Here is a 17703-nt window from a genome sequence, read left to right as displayed (position 1 = left end):
GCTGCCTCAAGGCCGGAGTTGACCTGGAATTTCCTGAGCAAGGAACACCGCAGGGAGGTGTAGTCAGTCCACTTCTAGCCAACATAGCACTTGACGGAATAGAGGAGATTCATCCTAGCGTCCGATACGCAGACGATATGGTAATTTTCCTAAAGCCAAAAGATAACAGCGAAAAGGTACTGAATAAAATCAAAGCCTTCCTCGCCGAAAGAGGGATGGAAATTAGTGAAGAAAAGACCAAGATAACCAAAACGACAGATGGATTTAACTTCCTGGGCTGGTATTTCCGAGTCCAGTATGACGGAAGATTCAAGAGCTACCCCGCTAAGGAGAATCTCAAGAAATTCCTAGAAAAAATAAAATCCATAGTCAACAGCTCGAATTATGGAGCAGAAATCAAAGCAAAGAAACTAGCACCCATTGTAAGAGGTTGGAGAAACTACCATAAGTGGTGCTGTATGGAAGACCCACCTAATAATTTATACTTCCCGATGAAATCTGCCGAAAAGAAATTCCGAAAGCAGAAATCAATAAATCGGTACGAATCCAAAAGATTATTAGGAAAAGCCTTCCCAAAAGTATCATGGGAAGAAAACGGCCACACAATGGTTAAAGGAATTAAGTCCCCTTATGACGGAGACTTAACCTACTGGAGCAAGCGTAACAGCATACTCTACAATAACGCTACATCAAAAGCTTTGAAGAAGCCAAACCATTCCTGCGGATATTGCGGATTAAAATTCATTGATGAAGAAAGAGTTCATCTCCACCACATTGATGAAAATCACGACAACTGGAAGCCTGAAAATTTGATGGCAGTACATCAAAGTTGTCACCAATACATCCATGGGAGCAGACCGAAAGGCCAGGATATCCAGGAGCCGTATGAGGGGAAACCTTCACGTACGGATTTGAAGGAGAGGTGCTCCCCTTAATAGGGGACATCGACTCTAATAAAACGCTTGGGGAGATCTGTCCTCTACTCTTCCTGGTTCCGGCTGGCCCACGCAAGACGGGTCTGTGAGCCAAGAATCCCCTGCCTTCTAGGCATGGGGAGTGTCAATAAACGTTAGAATCCCAATTAGAATCCCAATAGACATCTCCAGACACTCGGTTTTGACCCAGGCAGTGCAAGGGTTTGAGGTTAATTTTTGGAGATGTCTAATCTAATCACTCATACAACTATTGGCAGCACAACCAGCACCAGGAGATCAACTCATGTTCCTCAATGAACTGACACCAATTTTTGAAGAATTTACTCAGCAGCCTGTCGCTTTTTTGGGCGGATTTTTTTCAGGAGTGTTCCGCCTGAATCTCTCAGATGATCCTCTCAAGAGTTGGCTAGAGGCTCAAAATGGCTCTGAGATATACAAAGATGGTCATAACAGAAGCGAAAATGATAAAAATACAGGTCCGCAGTCGATTTCCATTGATTAAGAGCTAATTAAACTATATTTAGCGTGGTTGTTTGGGGTCTAATTGGTGCTTAAGCACCACCCCAATACATTTTTTTGATGAATTATTAAATACTGTCAACTAGACAACCACTGATAATCCCGTAAGTGAGCTATCATGAAACGGTATTCACAAGTTCAGTGGATTCCTTTGGTAAAACTTTGATTTTGCTTCCCCCCCTGAGGTGGTTGCCCACTGTCGAAATTTACCACTGGTTCCTCAGACATGACCGTGAGCAACCAAAATACGTTGTACTCCGTTCTTCTGTGCCTCTGAACTTTAGTTCTATGTTCTGCCTCATCGATCGACATGACCATTTACGTCGGAAACCTGTCCTATCAAGCCACCGAAGACGACTTAAAAACAGTTTTTGGAGACTACGGCACCGTTAAACGAGTTGTTATGCCCACAGACCGTGAAACCGGCAAAATGCGCGGGTTTGCCTTTGTGGAAATGACAGAATCAGATCAAGAAGACTCAGCTATAGAAAGCTTGGATGGTGCTGAGTGGATGGGACGTAGAATCAGGGTCAATAAAGCCAGACCTCGGGAAAATAATAATCGTAACACTCAACGGCGCAATTCCTGGTAGTTGGTAATAAGCTGTTGAACATCTAATTGGTACGACTGATTAAGTGTTCAGAATTTGACCATTGACCGTTGACCGTTGACCAGTACCAGTCAACAGTCAACACGATTCATGTACTTAAAACGTTCATAATCTTAAATACACTCTAATCTCCTAGACAAATACCCAATCCTCTAGCGGTTCTCACCAAAGTTCCGTTAGGATTCACAGCTTGATAATGCTTAATCGTTTCCTCAATCGGTACACTCACCACCTGGCGATATTGCCATGTCACCATCCGGTCATATTGTTCATTGGCGATTAAGTCAACTGCTGCCACACCAAAGGCTGAGGCAATTAAGCGATCAAGGGGTGAAGGAGTGGCACCCCGCTGGGTGTGTCCAAGAACTGTCACTCGCGTTTCCGCTCCAATCGAATTACAAATCTCTTGGGCTAGATATTGGCCAATGCCACCTAATCGACATTCACCAAACCCCACATTACTCTGAAGCACCTCACCGCTTGCAGTGCGAACCGCCTCGGAAACTACGATTAAACAGAAGTTTCGCCCCTGCTCCTGAAGTTGCTTAATTTTATGGCAGACATTGTTAAGGGTATAAGGAATTTCTGGAATCAGAATAACGTCAGCCCCTCCTGCAATGCCAGCACTGATAGCAATGTGACCAGCATCACGCCCCATCACTTCCAAAATCATCACCCGGTCATGGCTAGCCGCTGTGAAGTGTAAGCGATCTAGAGCTTCGGTGGCAATGTTAACGGCAGTGTCAAACCCAATAGAGCGTTCGGTAATGGCAACGTCATTATCGATAGTCTTGGGTATACCTACCAATTTCATCCCCCCTTGTTGGGCAAGTTTGCGCAAAATCGCCAAACTGCCATCGCCCCCAATACCAATGAGAGCGTCTAGACCCAGTTGGTGATAGCCATCAGCAATATCAGCGCTGCGATCGCATAGCGTACCATCTGGCATCGGAAAAGCAAAGGGGTCGCCTTTGTTAGTAGTGCCAAGCATTGTACCACCCATAGTCAAGATGCGATCAACCTTGTCCAAAGTTAGGTTAATCGCTTGAGGAGGATTTTGCATCAACCCCTGAGTAGCCCGACAGATGCCAAGCACCTCCCAGTTGTAAGTAGCCACAGCTCGGTGAGTCACAGCTCGAATCACCGCATTGAGACCAGCACAATCTCCACCACTGGTGAGAATGCCAATGCGTTTAGTTTCTCCCATAATCTCCGTTTAAGGTTGCAATGCCTATGTTCACATCAATTTGACCTCAGGTATAGGCTATTAGACAAGAAAAATGGTGTGAAGATTTGATTTCTGTATTTCTTCTAAAGTTATTAAGCATCATTAAAAATGCCTTCCTAAGATAGAAAGTGAAGAGGACTAGGCACTGGGCCAATCGGTACTCTTCCGATGGCCAATAGGCCACGCTACGCGAACACCAACATCTCTGACAAACCAAGTGCCCTAAGACCTAGGGAGGACAAAAATTATGGCAGAGGTAGCTGAACCTAGAACTCAAGAAAGAGCCCTGGATCGGGATTGTAAAACGTTATCCCGTCACGTTTTCGAGCAACTCCAAAGTTTTTCCATGGAGGCACAAGACCTCAGTGCCCTCATGAATCGCATAGCCCTAGCTGCCAAGCTAATTTCTCAACGCTTGAGCCGAGCTGGTTTGATGGAAGGGGTGTTAGGATTCACGGGTGAAGTCAATGTGCAGGGTGAATCTGTCAAAAGGATGGATCTCTATGCCAATGATGTCTTCATCTCGGTATTTAAGCAAAGTGGTCTCGTCTGTCGCTTGGCATCCGAGGAAATGGAAAAACCCTACTATATCCCGGAAAATTGCCCAATTGGACGTTACACTCTGCTATATGACCCCATTGATGGTTCCTCCAATATCGACACCAACTTGAATGTTGGTTCGATTTTTTCGATTCGTAAGCAAGAAGGAGAGGATCTAGACGGGGAAGCCCGTGATCTTCTGCAAAACGGGCATAAGCAAATTGCTGCTGGCTACGTTCTCTATGGTCCGAGCACAATGCTGGTGTATTCCATCGGTACGGGTGTTCATGTCTTCACCCTCGACCCAAGTTTGGGAGAGTTTATCCTGTCGAAGGAAAACATTAAGGTGCCAGAACATGGCCCAGTGTATAGCACCAATGAAGGAAACTTCTGGCAGTGGGAAGAATCAATAAGGGACTATATTCGCTATGTCCATCGCCATGAAGGCTATACTGCTCGCTATGGTGGGGCATTAGTGGGAGATTTTCACCGCATCTTGCATCAGGGTGGTGTCTTCCTTTATCCCGGTACTGTTAAGAAACCAGAAGGGAAGTTGCGTCTACTATACGAATCTTCTCCCCTAGCCTTTTTGATAGAACAAGCCGGAGGCGCTGCCAGTACAGGTACTGAAAACATTTTGGACGTTGTGCCAAAAACCCTCCATGCTCGTACTCCATTAATTATTGGCAGCAAAGAGGATGTAGCTTTGGTCAAGTCCTTTATTGAGGAAAAAGCAAGGCAGGCGCAAGAAAAGTTGGAAGTGGCAGGGCACGTAGATCAGGGTTAACCGGTTGAAGGTTAACTGGTTGAAGGTTAAGCGGTTGAAGGTTAACTGGTTGAAGGTTAAGCGGTTGAAGGTTAAGCGGTTGAAGGTTAACTGGTTGAAGGTTAAGCGGTTGAAGGTTAAGCGGTTGAAGGTTAACCGGTTGAAGGTGGCTTTGAAAACCTCCCTACCCTTCGGTTTATCCTTTGGGGTAAGGCGACGGCTACTCTTTGAGAAAGGCTTTACCCCACTCCAACCAACCGTCAAGCCAATAGTCAAGCCAATAACTTTCAACCAACCAACTAACCCTACACCGAACCCCAAGGCGAACAACCTTGGCCAAAAGGCCACGCGATCGCGTTCAACCAACCAACCTTCAACCAACCAACCTTCAACCAACCAACCTTCAACCAACCAACCTTCAACCAACCAACCTTCAACCAACCAACCTTCAACCAACCAACCTTCAACCAACCAACCTTCAACCAACCAACCAACCTACCCTAAGGGAATGCCAAAGGCGAACAACCAAATAACTGTAAACCCTTGACAAATAACAAGTAAGGAGCTAAGCAATGACAACGACAGCCGAGAATCCGATTTTTCAGATTGAAAAAAATTATGGTCAGAGTATCTGGATGGATAATCTGAGCCGCACGCTGATTGAGTCTGGAGAACTCAAAGAACTAATTCAAACCCGGGGAATTTGTGGGATCACTTCAAACCCAGCAATTTTTGAAAAAGCGATCGCAGGCAATGCCATCTACGATACCGATATCGAAGCCGGTATTCGTGCCGAGAAGTCGGTGATGGAAATTTACGAATCCCTGGTATTTGAAGACATTTCTAATGCTTGTGATATCTTCAAACCTGTCTACGACGAAACCAATGGGTTAGATGGTTACGTCAGCATTGAAGTCCCACCCACTATCGCTAAAGATACTCAAAGCACGATTTCCGAAGCCCAACGCTATTACCAAGCTATTGGTAGGGAAAACGTGATGATTAAGATTCCCGGTACCCCAGAAGGGTTACCCGCAGTAGAGCAAGCTATCAGTGAAGGCATCAACGTTAATGTCACCTTGCTCTTCTCTGTAGAAAGCTACGTTGAGACATTCTGGGCTTATATCCGGGGTTTGGAAAAACGAGCGGCAGAAGGGAAAGATATTAGCAAGATTGCTTCTGTAGCTAGTTTCTTCCTCAGCCGCATTGATAGCAAAGTGGATGCAAAATTGGAGGAAAAAAGTGCGGCGAGCGATGACCCGAATTTGACAGCGAAGCTAAAGGGAATCGAAGGCAAAGTTGCGATCGCTAATGCTAAAATTGCCTACCAGAAGTACAAAGAAATTATCCAAAGCGATCGCTGGAAAGCTCTATCAGCAAAAGGGGCACAGGTACAACGGTTATTGTGGGCAAGCACCAGCACCAAAAACCCTGCCTACAGCGATGTGATGTACGTCGATGAACTCATTGGACCGAATACTGTCAACACCCTGCCTCCCAATACTATCGAAGCTTGTGCCGATCACTGTTCCCCAGAAAGTCGGATTGAGACAGGTGTTGAAGAAGCTTACCAAACCATCAACTCTCTAAACGATCCTGATGTCAATATCAATCTCAGCCAAGTTATGGATGAATTGCTTGATGAAGGGATCGTTAAATTTGTTAAGCCCTTTGATTCCTTAATATCATCTTTAGAAAGCAAAGTCAAACTATTGGCTACGGTGTAATAGAAGACGTTTAAGGTTTCCAGTTAATTTAGGTTGAAGGTTGTCGGGTGACAAAATGGCTTCGATAGAAAGCTAATGTAAAGTCTTAACCTTGGCCAATAGGCACGCGCGTCGCGTTCAACCTTCAACCTACCCTAAACCAGACCCCTGGGCAAAAATAACCTTTAAGCTTTACCCTTGACCCTGATCACCTTCAATAGGCAAAGATGGTTACTCTGTTAGAAAATCCCTTAAGAGTGGGCTTGCAACAGGAGCGCACGCCAGAACCATTGATTATGGTGATTTATGGCGCGTCCGGAGATTTGACTAAACGCAAGCTTGTACCAGCACTTTACCAGCTTAAACGAGAACGACGGCTACCACCAGAAATTACCATCGTTGGTGTTGCCCGTCGAGATTGGACTCATGACTACTTCCGGGAACAAATGCGGGAGGGAATCGAAGAATTTTCCGACGGGATTCAATCGGAGGAGTTGTGGCAAGACTTTGCCGATGGCCTGTTCTACTGTTCCGGTGACATGGATAAACCGGAAAGTTACCAGAAGCTGAAAGCTTTCTTGGCAGAACTCGATGGTAGACGGGGAACACGGGGAAACCGGGTATTTTATTTAGCCGTAGCTCCCAGATTCTTTACAGAAGCCATCCAGCAATTGGGGGCAGCGGGAATGCTGACTGACCCAGTAAAGCAGCGCTTGGTAATTGAAAAACCCTTCGGGAAGGATTTAAGTTCAGCTCAATCTCTCAACCGGGTGGTACAAAAAGTTTGCAAGGAAGAGCAAATTTATCGCATTGACCACTATCTGGGTAAAGAAACTGTTCAGAATCTGTTAGTGTTCCGCTTTGGTAATGCTATCTTTGAGCCCCTGTGGAATCGCCAGTTTGTTGACCATATCCAGATTACCGTAGCCGAATCGGTAGGGGTAGAAGAACGGGCAGGTTACTACGACAAATCCGGCGCACTGCGGGATATGGTGCAGAACCATTTGATGCAGCTATTTTGCCTAACGGCCATGGAAGCTCCCAATGCTCTGGACGCTGACAGTATCCGTACTGAAAAGGTCAAGGTGATTCAAGCTACTCACCTGGCAGATATTCATAATCTAGAAAATTCAGCAGTGCGGGGTCAGTATTCAGCAGGTTGGATGAAAGGCAAACAAGTGCCTGGGTATCGCGAAGAGAAAGGGGTTGACCCCAATTCCACTACCCCCACCTACGTCGCCCTCAAGCTACTGATTGATAACTGGCGCTGGCAAGGAGTGCCCTTTTACCTCCGCACGGGTAAACGACTGCCGAAGAAAGTCAGTGAGATCTCAATTCAGTTTCGTAAAGTTCCCTTAATGATTTTTAAATCTGCGGCTCAGCAGACTAGCCCGAATGTCTTAACCCTGCGCTTGCAGCCCAATGAGGGAATTTCTCTGCGTTTTGAGGCAAAACGGCCAGGACCAGATTTGCGCACCCGCACTGTAGATATGGACTTTAGCTACGGTTCTTCCTTTGGCGTGGCAACCGCTGATGCCTATAATCGGCTGTTACTTGACTGTATGTTAGGGGATCAAACCTTGTTTACCCGTGCTGATGAAGTGGAAGAAGCCTGGCGGGTAGTGACACCAGCCTTGGCAGCTTGGGATGGTCCGGCTGATCCAGCATCCATACCTCAGTATGAAGCAGGAACTTGGGAACCGAAGGAAGCCGAACACCTAATTAATCGAGATGGACGTCGCTGGCGCAGACTTTAAGTTAGTTAGTCAGTAGTGACTATTGACTAGTGACTACTGACTAATGACTAGTAAGTAATGACTATTGACAAAAAACAAGTGAATTGCTATGGCTACACAATCTCCTCCGGTGCTTTCGATACAACCTCCCAAAGATGTTTCCTTGGGTGAAATTGAAGCGGAACTGCGTCAAATTTGGCAAAGCTATGGTGAAAACGGTGACTCTCCCAGTGCGATCAGGGCAACCACCTTTAGTTTAGTGGTTTATGAACCCGAAGAAACCCAGCAGCTATTAGCAGCACTGGGATATTATTCTGGTCCAATCGATGGTATCCTAGGTCCACGCATGGTCGCTGCTCTCAAGGCAGCACAGAAAGCCTACGGATTGGCAAGAACTGGTAAAGCAGATGAGGCGACTAAGGCAAAACTACGGGAGGAATACAATGAATCTCTCCAGAAGGGACAGAGACAGAAGAATCTACAGTATTCCGGTGATTTAGAAGGATTTGGAATTGCCGATGCGATCGCAGCCTCTAACCCCTGTCGCATTATTGCCCTTTGTCCTATTGCCGGGGAAGATGAAGGGGTTAAGGCTCAGGTATCTGCCTCTTGCCCCATTCAAAAGCAAAGCCAGAGTACATTAATATGTTGTGAATACATCACTCTAACTGGCACCGCTGCTGCTTTGGAACGGATTAGCGGTGTCATTTCGGAATTGATGTTAGCAGAACTGCCGAAATTCCTCTGGTGGAAGGGAACTCCTGATCCTGAGCATGGGTTGTTCCAACGGTTAGCAGGGCTAAGTAATACCGTCATTGTTGACTCAAGTAGCTTTACCAATCCAGAGGAACAGTTATCACAAATGTGTGAGCTGATCAATCAGGGCACACCAGTGGCTGACCTAAATTGGGCACGGTTGGCAGCATGGCAAGAGTTAACCGCAGAAGCATTTGATCCACCAGAACGTCGTGGGGCAATCTACGAAGTTGATCAAGTTACCATTGATTACGAAAAAGGGAATGAGGCTCAAGCACTGATGTTTCTCAGTTGGTTAGCGTCTCGCTTAGAATGGCTTCCCACGTCTGATCTCAAAGAAGGTGGGGATTACGACCTGCGGCGTGTTAAATTTATCAGACCCAACCAGCAACCTGTAGAAGCAGAATTGGCAGCTATCCCCGTAGCTGATGTCGGAGATGTGGCAGGTGATTTGATTAGCCTGCGCTTGGGTTCGACCAACCTGCAAGCTGATTGCTGCACTGTGTTGTGTTCACAAACCACAGGTTGTATGCGGATGGAAGCTGGTGGTGGGGCTCAGTCTTGCCGCATTCAGCAGGTATCGCCCTTGTTTGACCAGAAGACAGAGTTTTTGCTCTCTCAGCAATTACAACGCTGGGGTAGGGAGATGCTATACGAAGAAAGTATGGCAGTGACCAAGGAAATTTTGAATTTGACGGTAACAAGTTGAAGGTTTCACAAAAGCGTTGAAGGTTAACAAGTTGCACGTTCAATTTTGAGATCATAAACTTTAACCTTAAAACCTTAAACCTTCAACTATTCAATGGCTTTAATCATCGCTGGTGAACGTAGTGGGGTGGGCAAAACAACAGTTACGCTCGCCCTATTATCGTATTTATCCAAGTGTAACTATAAAATTCAATCCTTTAAAGTCGGTCCGGATTACATTGACCCCATGTTTCATCAGCGGGTTACTGGACGTCCTTGTCGGAATTTAGACCCAGTATTAACCTGTGAAGATTATGTTAAAGAGTGCTTTTATCGCCATTGCCAGGGAGTAGATTATGCCCTGATTGAAGGGGTGATGGGGTTATTTGATGGAGCATCAGGAAAAGATGATTTTGCCAGCACAGCTCATGTAGCACGGTTGTTAGACGTACCAGTGTTATTAGTGTTGGATTGCTCTCGGTTATCTCGTTCCGTGGCTGCGATCGCATATGGCTATCAATCCTTGGATCCCAGGATTACCATAGCTGGAGTAGTATTGAATCGAGTCGGAAGCTCACGGCATTTGGAATTGCTCAAGGATGCTCTCGAACCATTACACATTCCTGTATTAGGAGAGCTACAGCGTCAGGATAATATAACTATTCCCGATCGGCATTTGGGCTTGATACCTACTGCTGAAATTACTCAACTGGATGCTTTGATTAACCGACTTGCTGATCTAGGACAGAGTTGCTTTAATTGGGAGCATCTTGACTCAGAGTTGAAGGTTAGTAGGTTACAGGTTGTTCGCGAAGCGTGGCCAATAGGCCAAGGTTTTTCTGAGTTGAAGGTTAACAGGTTAGAGCTTAACTCTGAGTTGAATGTTGGCCGGTTAGAGGTTGTTCGCGTTCGCGCAGCGGAGGCCTTTGGCCACGCTACGCGAACGGCTTTGCCGAAAGCGTGGCCTATTGGCCAAGGTTCTCTAGACAACCTGCAACCAAATAACCTGCAACCTGTAACCTCTAATAACCTGCAACCTGTAACCTCTACTAACCTGCAACCAAATAACCCGCAACCTGTAACCTCTACTAACCAGCAACCTGTAACCTCTACTAACCAGCAACCTGCCCTAATCCGAATTGCTGTAGCATGCGATCGCGCTTTTAGTTTCTATTACCAAGACAATCTCGATAGTTTGGAACAGCTAGGAGCAGAGTTAGTGTATTGGAGTCCCCTCACCGATACTACTTTACCTCCTGATTTACAAGGGATGTACTTTGGTGGTGGTTTTCCAGAAGTTTTTGCTCAGCAACTCGCTGCAAATACTAGTGCGCGAGAGTCAGTAAGAACAGCTATTGAGTCAGGAATGCCCACTTATGCTGAGTGTGGCGGATTGATGTATTTAGGGGAGCAGATTACAGATTTTGACGGGAAATCTTGGTCAATGGTAGGGGTATTACCCACGGTTACGGTGATGGGAAAATCCCTTACTTTAGGATATCGACAGGCAACTGCTTTGGTAGATGGACCATTGTTACCTGCCGGAGCAACGGTTTGGGGACATGAATTTCATCGCTCCCACTTGACAGTCATGCCCTCCAATCCCTTGTTTGAGTTACGGGGATATCACCAGAGAAAGGTTGGAGTGGAAGGTTGGCAACTGTATCAGCTCCATGCTTCCTATGTTCATCTCCATTGGGGTAGTTGTCTTGAGGTTCCCCTGGGATTTTTGCAACGCTGTCAGCAGTTCACTTTTGAGGGAATGACAAGTTAGTTAACGACTACACAGGCAATCAGTCTAGTTTGTTCTTTAAAAGTTTATCAAATCAATCTTTGCCTGTTTCCTGTTGCTTGTTGTTTTATTTAACTACTTTTTTTTAACATATTCCACCAGTACCAAAAAATTAATAACGGAAGCGATGCAGCGCGGTCTTGGGGAGGCAGCGCGGTCTTGGGGGTCTCCCCCATGAGCGACTGCCGTGGTTTCCCCCATGAGCGACTGCATCAAGACAGTGATAACAATGAATTGAAGTACTGAAATAGTCAAATATTATCACTGTTCCCTGTTCTCCGTTCCCTGTTCCCTTTAAACCAAAATACTATATCCTCAACTATTCTTCCCTTGCTATATTTTCAGGCAACGCAATAATATTCAGTCTTCCTTGTAAATCCTCCCTAGAATTTATCGGAATTAGATGCCCTAGGTAAGGCTGATATTGAAATAGTTGATAGTCTCTATCTCTGAGAAAATCAGCAACAGCTAGGTTACTACCCCGACTCCCTGCAATATTTTCGTATAGTATCGTTGGGGTAAATTCCGTTAAAATTCTGTTGCTGCCTGTTAAAACTTGCAGTTCATGACCTTCTGCATCAATTTTTAACAAATCAACCTTGCTAATAGCTTCTTGCTCAATCAAACTATCCAGAGTAAAGCAGGAAACCTCCTCAAAATTACCTGGTTTGACCGTTGCTTCTTCATCACTAGAAACAATTTCATTAAGTTCGCTAGCACCATGAAGAGCCAGTTGAGCAGTACCATTGCGATCGCTAGCTGCTCCTGCACAAACTTTCACCCACTCTAACTGATTAATAGTACAGGTTTCTTCTAAACAACGAACACAACCAGAAAACGGTTCAACCGCTAGCACACAGCCTTCTGATCCTACTCGTAAAGCAGCACTAAAAGTGTAGACTCCCACATTAGCACCAACATCAATTACAGTCATCCCAGGTTGGAGCCAGTTGCGCCAAAACTCCATTTCTTTTTCAAACCAGTCTCCTTGAGCAATTAACACACTTGTCACCAAACTCCGGAGACTTGGCTCAACCGCTAATAGTAACTGCTCTTCAAAGGTTACATAAGTAAATGGACTTTCAAGCTCCAATTCAGTCCATTCAAACCCGATTAAATCCGAATATTCGTCCCTAATCTCGCCAGCCCTAGCTAGCCCCATATCTCGCCAATACTTAGCTAAGTCTATCTGTCCTAAATCTCGATAAGCGAGGTATAGGGATTGTATAATCCTAGCCGAATAGGGAGCCAAATTTTTAGCCTGGTGTAAATTAAATAATCCTTCCCATTGACTATTGATCAGGTTGGCAATTCCCAACTTTAAATGAATAGAAGGGGAATCGGAGAAGAGTTGAACAGCAAGATGGATAAATCTTAATCCCGTAGCATTATAAAACACCAATTGTGAGCGACATAAAACCTCACTTAACAAAAAAATTGATTGAGCGTAGCCATCCTCAGCATCTAGAATGTGAGCCAATTGCTCATACCGATTATCTGTAAAGTCATTTCCAGGAGGTAGATAAACTAGTCCTAGAGGAATGGATTGCTCATTAATATCAGCAGGATGTAGGGTATTAATTAACGTCGGAAATGCTGTTTGTATCCCCTGCTCCATTTCTCCAGTCATGGCGAAAACTAGAGCTAAATGAGCAGCACACAGGGGATGATCAGACAACTCAATTCCCTGACTCAAAGCATCAAAAGCCATCTCAAGATACATGGCACGTAGGGATGAGTTTTCACATTGCTCAGCTTCAATTAATGCTATTACAGCACAGTTGTTCAATTCTATAGCAGAAGTCGGATTCTCCCAAGAGGTACCTTCAATACTGGTCTCTACAGTAGATAAAGCCTCTGAATCCAGATTCAGACCAGCACTTTCGAGATATTGCCAATAGGAATCAGCATAATTGACAGACATTTCCGCTTTCTCTCAATAAAGGTTCGCTGTACTGTTTATAGCTCTAACACACAGTTATGGGCTGATAGGAAAGACGATCAGGATCTGTTTTTGTTCACCAATCCATTACGATTACTATATGGATTATCCCACAATCTGATCAACAAACCCCCTCAACTTGTATGAATGCGATCGCTTCAACCCTCGAACCAATTGTCGGAAATTCCAATATCTACACCTGGGGAAACCTAGACCCAAGCTGGCAAGAGCGCATCAAACCAGCCATTGCTCCCGACACCCTTCCCGATAGTATCGTTTACCCTAGCACATCCGAGCAACTAGCCCAAGTCATCGCTCTAGCTCATTCGCAACATTATCATCTCCTCCCCTGTGGTAACGGCAGTAAATTAGGCTGGGGAGGTATTGGTAAAGACATTGATGTGGTAGTAAGTACCAAGCACCTCAACCAAATCATTGGCCACGCCGTAGGAGACTTGACAGTTACCGTAGAAGCTGGAGTTAAATTAGCTGACTTACAAGCTATTTTAGCAAAAACGGGTCAATTTATAGCATTAGATCCAGCTAATCCCCAAGAAGCGACCATTGGAGGTATTATTGCTACCGCAGACAGCGGCTCCCTAAGTCAACGCTATGGAGGGGTTCGGGATATGTTGCTCGGGATTTCCTTTGTCCGCAGTGATGGACAAATCGCTAAAGCCGGGGGTCGAGTGGTAAAGAATGTCGCTGGATATGATTTGATGAAGCTATTTACTGGCTCCTATGGCACCCTCGGAATTATCACTCAGGCAACCTTTCGGCTATATCCATTACCAGAAGCAGCAGAAACTATTGTGTTGACAGGTGAAATGGATGGAATTGCCTCAGCTATAAAAACAGTATTAGCCTCAGCCTTGACTCCCACAGCACTAGATTTATTATCCCCTAAGTTAGTCACAGAATTAGGGATTGGTCAGGATATGGGATTAATGGTAAGGTTCCAAAGTGTAGCAGACAGTGTTAAAGAGCAATGTGCTCGAATACAGTCAGTTGCGGAACAGTTAGGGTTACGGAATAGTTTTTATAGTAACGGGGATGACACGAGTCTATGGGAATCATTGGCAAACTCAATCGGGAAATCGCGACAATCCTCAACAATTGTCTGCAAAATAGGAGTATTACCAACTGCTGCTGCTAAAACATTCAACACCCTAGAAAGCTTGGGAGGATTGGGAGTAATTCATGTTAGAAGTGGATTGGGTAAAGTGTGGTTTGATTCCGAAGCAGTTAGTTCGGAAATGATTAAAACTATGCGCAGTTATTGTGAATCTGAACAAGGATTTTTAACAGTATTAGAAGCTCCTATAACCTTGAAGCAAGAGTTAGATATTTGGGGATATCAAGGCAATGGGTTAGACGTAATGCGTGGTATTAAACAAAAATTTGACCCAGAAAATGTTTTAAGTCCTGGTCGATTTGTTGGAGGAATTTGATTTATGGGTTTTAGGGAGTCGGGAGTCGGAACCCACCCCTAACCCCTCCCAGGAGGGGAACGGGAGTCGGGAGTCGGGAGTCGGGAGTCGGGAGTCGGGAGTCGGGAGTCGGGAGTCGGGAGTCGGGAGTCGGGAGTCGGGAGTCGGGAGTCGGGGTAAAAAACTTGAAAGTATCATATAACTATCATAAACGCTATATCAATCATCAATTACCAATTAGCCTTTAACCAATTACCATTCAACCTTAAAGCTTCAACCTTCAACCTTCCAACCTTCAACCTTCAACATTCCAACCTTCAACCTTCAACCTTCCAACCTTCAACATTCCAACCTTCAACCTTCAACCTTCAACCTTCAACCTTCCAACCTTTAAACAATGACCAATATCCAAGAACTAACAACGAATAAGCAAAAGGGTTTTGATGCTCAAAAACCGCCCAAGCAAGAATTGATTGATGCCTGCGTTCATTGTGGCTTTTGTCTTTCCACCTGTCCAAGTTACCGGGTGCTTGGGAAAGAGATGGATTCCCCTCGGGGTCGGATCTATTTAATGAATGCAATTAGTCAAGGGGAAGCCCCCTTGGCCGAAGGGAGCACACAACATTTCGATTCTTGTTTGGGATGTTTAGCTTGTGTGACAACTTGTCCGTCTGGGGTTGAGTACGATAAGCTAATCTCTGCCACTCGTCATCAAGTTCAGCGAAATCAGCCTCGTAGTTTTCCAGATTTGCTGTTTAGACAGCTAATCTTTAGCTTGTTTCCCTATCCGGGGCGATTGCGTTCATTATTGTTTCCTTTGTATCTGTACCAGACCTTGGGCGTGCAGAAACTAGTGCGCTCTACGAATTGGCTCAAACTGCTATCTCCTCGCTTAGCAGCCATGGAGTCAATGCTACCAAAGGTTACTCTAGATTCCTTTCGGGATAATTTACCCGATGTCATTCCCCCTGTGGGCAAGAAGCGTTACCGGATAGGAGTAATACTTGGCTGTGTGCAACGGTTGTTTTTCTCCTCAGTGAATCAAGCAACGGTGCGGGTGTTAACCGCCAATGGCTGTGAAGTGGTGATTCCCAAAACTCAGGGCTGTTGTGCCGCTTTGCCAGAACACCAAGGACAAACTGACCAAGCTCAAGCCTTGGCACGACAGATGATAGATAGCTTTGAGGGCACAGAAGTTGATGCCATCATTATTAATGCTGCTGGCTGTGGTCATACCTTGAAGGAGTATGGTCACATCCTGGAAGATGACCCCGAGTATGCTCAAAAAGCTCAAGAATTTGCAGGTAAGGTCAGGGATGCCCAGGAGTTTATAGCTAGTGTAGGACTAACTGCAACCCTTTCACCGCTTAGGGATGAGCCATTAACTATTGTCTATCAGGATGCTTGTCACCTATTACATGGACAGAAAATTAGTGTACAACCGAGACAGTTATTGCGGCAAATTCCAGGAGTGACCTTAAAGGAACCGATGGATGCCGCCTTGTGTTGCGGTAGTGCTGGAGTTTACAACATGCTGCAACCGGAAGTAGCCGATGAGCTGGGACAGCAGAAGGTTAATAATTTATTAAATACTGGCGCAGAGTTGATTGCTTCCCCAAATCCAGGGTGTTCGTTACAGATCAAGAAGCATTTGCGGCTGCAAGGAAAAGACATTACCTTAATGCATCCGATAGAGTTATTGGATTATTCGATTCGAGGATTAGGAATTAGGCTTTAGGCACACAAGAACAACCGTCAACAACTAACTAACTAACACAAGACTTAAGTATCCAACCAATCACCAACCCCAATCCCCCAAACCGCACCCCATGCCAAAACGGTTCCTGTAGACTGTGCCAAGAAAACAACTGACTCTCTAAATTCAGCTCCAGGACTTCCAGTTGTTCCTGAATTTGCCTTAACTCAGCCTTTAGGGCTTGTCGATTACTATTAGTATTATTAGTTTTAGTATTATTACGTTTAGTCTTGCGCAAGTCTTTCCTAACTTGCTCTCGACGCTCCTGGAGTTGAGCTTGCTGTCGCTGATCCCGCTGCACCTGAGTATAACGTGTCTTGAGAGTATTAAGCGATCGCTCTATTTCTGCCAATTCCTCTTCAAACTCATTCACATCTTGTTGATCCTGTCTATTTTTTCGTGAATCACGGTAAGATGAATGAAACGATTCTGGAGGCATATAACAATCTTAAATCCTAGGTTAAAATAGTTGGGAGTTGGTAAGCACTGACACACTCCCCCACTCAGCACTCAAAAAACAATGCCTGAATCCATCCAATTCACCAAAACTGATGCTAAGATGGAACCTAGCACTCTGGAATTGGCTCAAGCCTTAGCAGAACGTTTGGCGATCAGACCCAATGATTGGCATCGCCTCAAGTCTAATCGCTCCGCCCGAGCCAGTGAGCAGGCTGCTGCTGCTTTGGTATTTCTGCTCAATGATCATCCAGAAGAAGCCCTTGAACGATTGCGCCAAGCCTCTGGATGGCTAGACCGCTCTATTTCAGCTCCCCCTTGTCCAACTCATGGGAAACGCCACCCTTAGGGAAATAGGGGCTTAGGAAAATAGAGGGCGCTTAGAGGGATGCTTCACTTGTTTACAAAGCCTAATTTCTGTTCCCTGGTTGTTCCAGAGGACTTGATCGAAGATTTGGTGAAGGAGGCTCATGCCTCTACCGCTTTCTGATTGATCGCAGGGTAGGCTAACCTCGGGACTCTCTTGGTCATCACCATGGGTAAAACCAGACCCTTCATCTGAAATTACCCACCAATATTCACCATTGACTACTGAAAATTGAACCTCTACGGTCTTACTTGGGTCTAAATTATTACCGTGCTTTGCTGCATTCACTAACGCTTCTTGTAATCCCAGCCGGAGTTCCGGTTGCCATTTATTGGGAATTTGTTCAAGAAGCAAATCGAGGATCGGGCAAAGGTAAAGGGTAGAAGCAAAGCTAACCGTTTCCCAACCGCACTCAGCCGGACTCAAAGATGTGGCAATCACTCAAGAAACCCCTAGCTTTTTTTTGGTGGACTTGAT

18 protein-coding genes are annotated in these 17703 nt (G+C 45.4%); 12 read left to right on the top strand and 6 right to left on the bottom strand.

The window, feature by feature from the left end; translation table 11 throughout:
- The 3 genes from F6K38_RS14080 to rbp form a co-directional block, all read left to right on the top strand.
- Positions 1-935, top strand: a 935-nt coding sequence (locus F6K38_RS14080; protein WP_287356772.1) for a reverse transcriptase domain-containing protein, incomplete at its 5' end; no start/stop codon positions are given.
- A gap of 283 nt (positions 936-1218) precedes the next feature.
- Entirely contained in the window at positions 1219-1437 is a 219-nt protein-coding gene (locus F6K38_RS14075) for a ssl0294 family protein (RefSeq protein ID WP_287251377.1), read from the top strand.
- Between the two features lie 327 nt (positions 1438-1764).
- Positions 1765-2046, top strand: a complete 282-nt coding sequence (gene rbp, locus F6K38_RS14070; protein ID WP_008187989.1) for an RNA-binding regulator — start codon at positions 1765-1767, stop codon at positions 2044-2046.
- 142 nt (positions 2047-2188) lie between these two features.
- On the opposite strand, the gene F6K38_RS14065 is transcribed toward rbp, so the two are convergent.
- Positions 2189-3271, bottom strand: coding sequence for an ATP-dependent 6-phosphofructokinase (locus tag F6K38_RS14065; protein ID WP_008187990.1), 1083 nt, complete (start codon positions 3269-3271; stop codon positions 2189-2191).
- A gap of 268 nt (positions 3272-3539) precedes the next feature.
- Here F6K38_RS14065 and fbp point away from each other — a divergent pair, with 268 nt between their 5' ends.
- The 6 genes from fbp to F6K38_RS14035 all read left to right on the top strand — a co-directional run bounded on the left by fbp (position 3540) and on the right by F6K38_RS14035 (position 11257).
- Positions 3540-4619, top strand: coding sequence for a class 1 fructose-bisphosphatase (gene fbp, locus F6K38_RS14060; protein ID WP_008187991.1), 1080 nt, complete (start codon positions 3540-3542; stop codon positions 4617-4619).
- Between the two features lie 4 nt (positions 4620-4623).
- Positions 4624-5145, top strand: a complete 522-nt coding sequence (locus F6K38_RS14055; protein ID WP_287251375.1) for a hypothetical protein — start codon at positions 4624-4626, stop codon at positions 5143-5145.
- Between the two features lie 25 nt (positions 5146-5170).
- Positions 5171-6325 (top strand): transaldolase, encoded by a 1155-nt coding sequence (gene tal, locus F6K38_RS14050; RefSeq protein WP_008187993.1) that lies wholly within the window; start codon positions 5171-5173, stop codon positions 6323-6325.
- Positions 6326-6531: 206 nt separating this feature from the next.
- Positions 6532-8061: a glucose-6-phosphate dehydrogenase gene (gene zwf, locus F6K38_RS14045; protein WP_008187994.1), complete on the top strand. Its 1530-nt coding sequence runs from the start codon at positions 6532-6534 to the stop codon at positions 8059-8061.
- 88 nt (positions 8062-8149) lie between these two features.
- A complete protein-coding gene (opcA, locus tag F6K38_RS14040; RefSeq protein WP_008187995.1) occupies positions 8150-9505 on the top strand; it encodes a glucose-6-phosphate dehydrogenase assembly protein OpcA in 1356 nt (451 codons plus the stop codon).
- Between the two features lie 93 nt (positions 9506-9598).
- Positions 9599-11257 carry a cobyrinic acid a,c-diamide synthase CobB gene (locus F6K38_RS14035; protein WP_008187996.1) on the top strand — a complete coding sequence of 553 codons (1659 nt, stop codon included), beginning with the start codon at positions 9599-9601 and terminating at the stop codon, positions 11255-11257.
- Positions 11258-11350: 93 nt separating this feature from the next.
- On the opposite strand, the gene F6K38_RS14030 is transcribed toward F6K38_RS14035, so the two are convergent.
- The gene (locus F6K38_RS14030; protein WP_008187997.1) at positions 11351-11476 is read right to left on the bottom strand and encodes a hypothetical protein; all 126 of its coding nucleotides are present in this window, start codon (positions 11474-11476) and stop codon (positions 11351-11353) included.
- A gap of 118 nt (positions 11477-11594) precedes the next feature.
- Positions 11595-13199: an FkbM family methyltransferase gene (locus F6K38_RS14025; RefSeq protein WP_287251371.1), complete on the bottom strand. Its 1605-nt coding sequence runs from the start codon at positions 13197-13199 to the stop codon at positions 11595-11597.
- Between the two features lie 161 nt (positions 13200-13360).
- On the opposite strand from F6K38_RS14025, the gene F6K38_RS14020 reads away from it, so the two are divergent.
- Complete coding sequence (locus F6K38_RS14020; protein ID WP_287251370.1) at positions 13361-14668, top strand: FAD-binding oxidoreductase; 1308 nt, start codon at positions 13361-13363, stop codon at positions 14666-14668.
- Here F6K38_RS14020 and F6K38_RS14015 read toward each other — a convergent pair.
- Positions 14636-14845 carry a hypothetical protein gene (locus F6K38_RS14015; RefSeq protein WP_131827186.1) on the bottom strand — a complete coding sequence of 70 codons (210 nt, stop codon included), beginning with the start codon at positions 14843-14845 and terminating at the stop codon, positions 14636-14638. The two genes, F6K38_RS14020 and F6K38_RS14015, sit on opposite strands and share 33 nt — an antisense overlap.
- A gap of 199 nt (positions 14846-15044) precedes the next feature.
- Between F6K38_RS14015 and F6K38_RS14010 the strand changes: the two genes are divergently transcribed.
- Entirely contained in the window at positions 15045-16385 is a 1341-nt protein-coding gene (locus F6K38_RS14010) for a (Fe-S)-binding protein (protein ID WP_287356770.1), read from the top strand.
- Between the two features lie 28 nt (positions 16386-16413).
- Here the strand turns inward: F6K38_RS14010 and F6K38_RS14005 are convergent, their stop codons facing one another.
- Complete coding sequence (locus F6K38_RS14005; protein ID WP_008188001.1) at positions 16414-16842, bottom strand: sll0565 family protein; 429 nt, start codon at positions 16840-16842, stop codon at positions 16414-16416.
- Positions 16843-16923: 81 nt separating this feature from the next.
- Between F6K38_RS14005 and F6K38_RS14000 the strand changes: the two genes are divergently transcribed.
- Positions 16924-17208, top strand: coding sequence for a DUF6439 family protein (locus F6K38_RS14000; RefSeq protein WP_008188002.1), 285 nt, complete (start codon positions 16924-16926; stop codon positions 17206-17208).
- 12 nt (positions 17209-17220) lie between these two features.
- Here F6K38_RS14000 and F6K38_RS13995 read toward each other — a convergent pair whose 3' ends face one another.
- On the bottom strand, positions 17221-17667 hold the full coding sequence (locus F6K38_RS13995; protein ID WP_287356768.1) for an ATP-binding protein: 447 nt from the start codon (positions 17665-17667) through the stop codon (positions 17221-17223).
- Positions 17668-17703: the final 36 nt, after the last annotated feature.

The organism is Moorena sp. SIO3B2, from assembly GCF_010692525.1.
GTDB lineage: Bacteria > Cyanobacteriota > Cyanobacteriia > Cyanobacteriales > Coleofasciculaceae > Moorena > Moorena producens.
This window is presented reverse-complemented; position numbering and strand designations above follow the sequence as displayed.

Coding starts and splice junctions, on each gene's coding strand:
- F6K38_RS14075 (WP_287251377.1), top strand. CDS start 1,219: ATGTTCCTCAATGAACTGACACCAATTTTTGAAGAATTTACTCAGCAG.
- rbp (WP_008187989.1), top strand. CDS start 1,765: ATGACCATTTACGTCGGAAACCTGTCCTATCAAGCCACCGAAGACGAC.
- F6K38_RS14065 (WP_008187990.1), bottom strand. CDS start 3,271: ATGGGAGAAACTAAACGCATTGGCATTCTCACCAGTGGTGGAGATTGT.
- fbp (WP_008187991.1), top strand. CDS start 3,540: ATGGCAGAGGTAGCTGAACCTAGAACTCAAGAAAGAGCCCTGGATCGG.
- tal (WP_008187993.1), top strand. CDS start 5,171: ATGACAACGACAGCCGAGAATCCGATTTTTCAGATTGAAAAAAATTAT.
- zwf (WP_008187994.1), top strand. CDS start 6,532: ATGGTTACTCTGTTAGAAAATCCCTTAAGAGTGGGCTTGCAACAGGAG.
- opcA (WP_008187995.1), top strand. CDS start 8,150: ATGGCTACACAATCTCCTCCGGTGCTTTCGATACAACCTCCCAAAGAT.
- F6K38_RS14035 (WP_008187996.1), top strand. CDS start 9,599: ATGGCTTTAATCATCGCTGGTGAACGTAGTGGGGTGGGCAAAACAACA.
- F6K38_RS14030 (WP_008187997.1), bottom strand. CDS start 11,476: ATGGGGGAAACCACGGCAGTCGCTCATGGGGGAGACCCCCAAGACCGC.
- F6K38_RS14025 (WP_287251371.1), bottom strand. CDS start 13,199: ATGTCTGTCAATTATGCTGATTCCTATTGGCAATATCTCGAAAGTGCT.
- F6K38_RS14020 (WP_287251370.1), top strand. CDS start 13,361: ATGAATGCGATCGCTTCAACCCTCGAACCAATTGTCGGAAATTCCAAT.
- F6K38_RS14015 (WP_131827186.1), bottom strand. CDS start 14,845: ATGATACTTTCAAGTTTTTTACCCCGACTCCCGACTCCCGACTCCCGA.
- F6K38_RS14010 (WP_287356770.1), top strand. CDS start 15,045: ATGACCAATATCCAAGAACTAACAACGAATAAGCAAAAGGGTTTTGAT.
- F6K38_RS14005 (WP_008188001.1), bottom strand. CDS start 16,842: ATGCCTCCAGAATCGTTTCATTCATCTTACCGTGATTCACGAAAAAAT.
- F6K38_RS14000 (WP_008188002.1), top strand. CDS start 16,924: ATGCCTGAATCCATCCAATTCACCAAAACTGATGCTAAGATGGAACCT.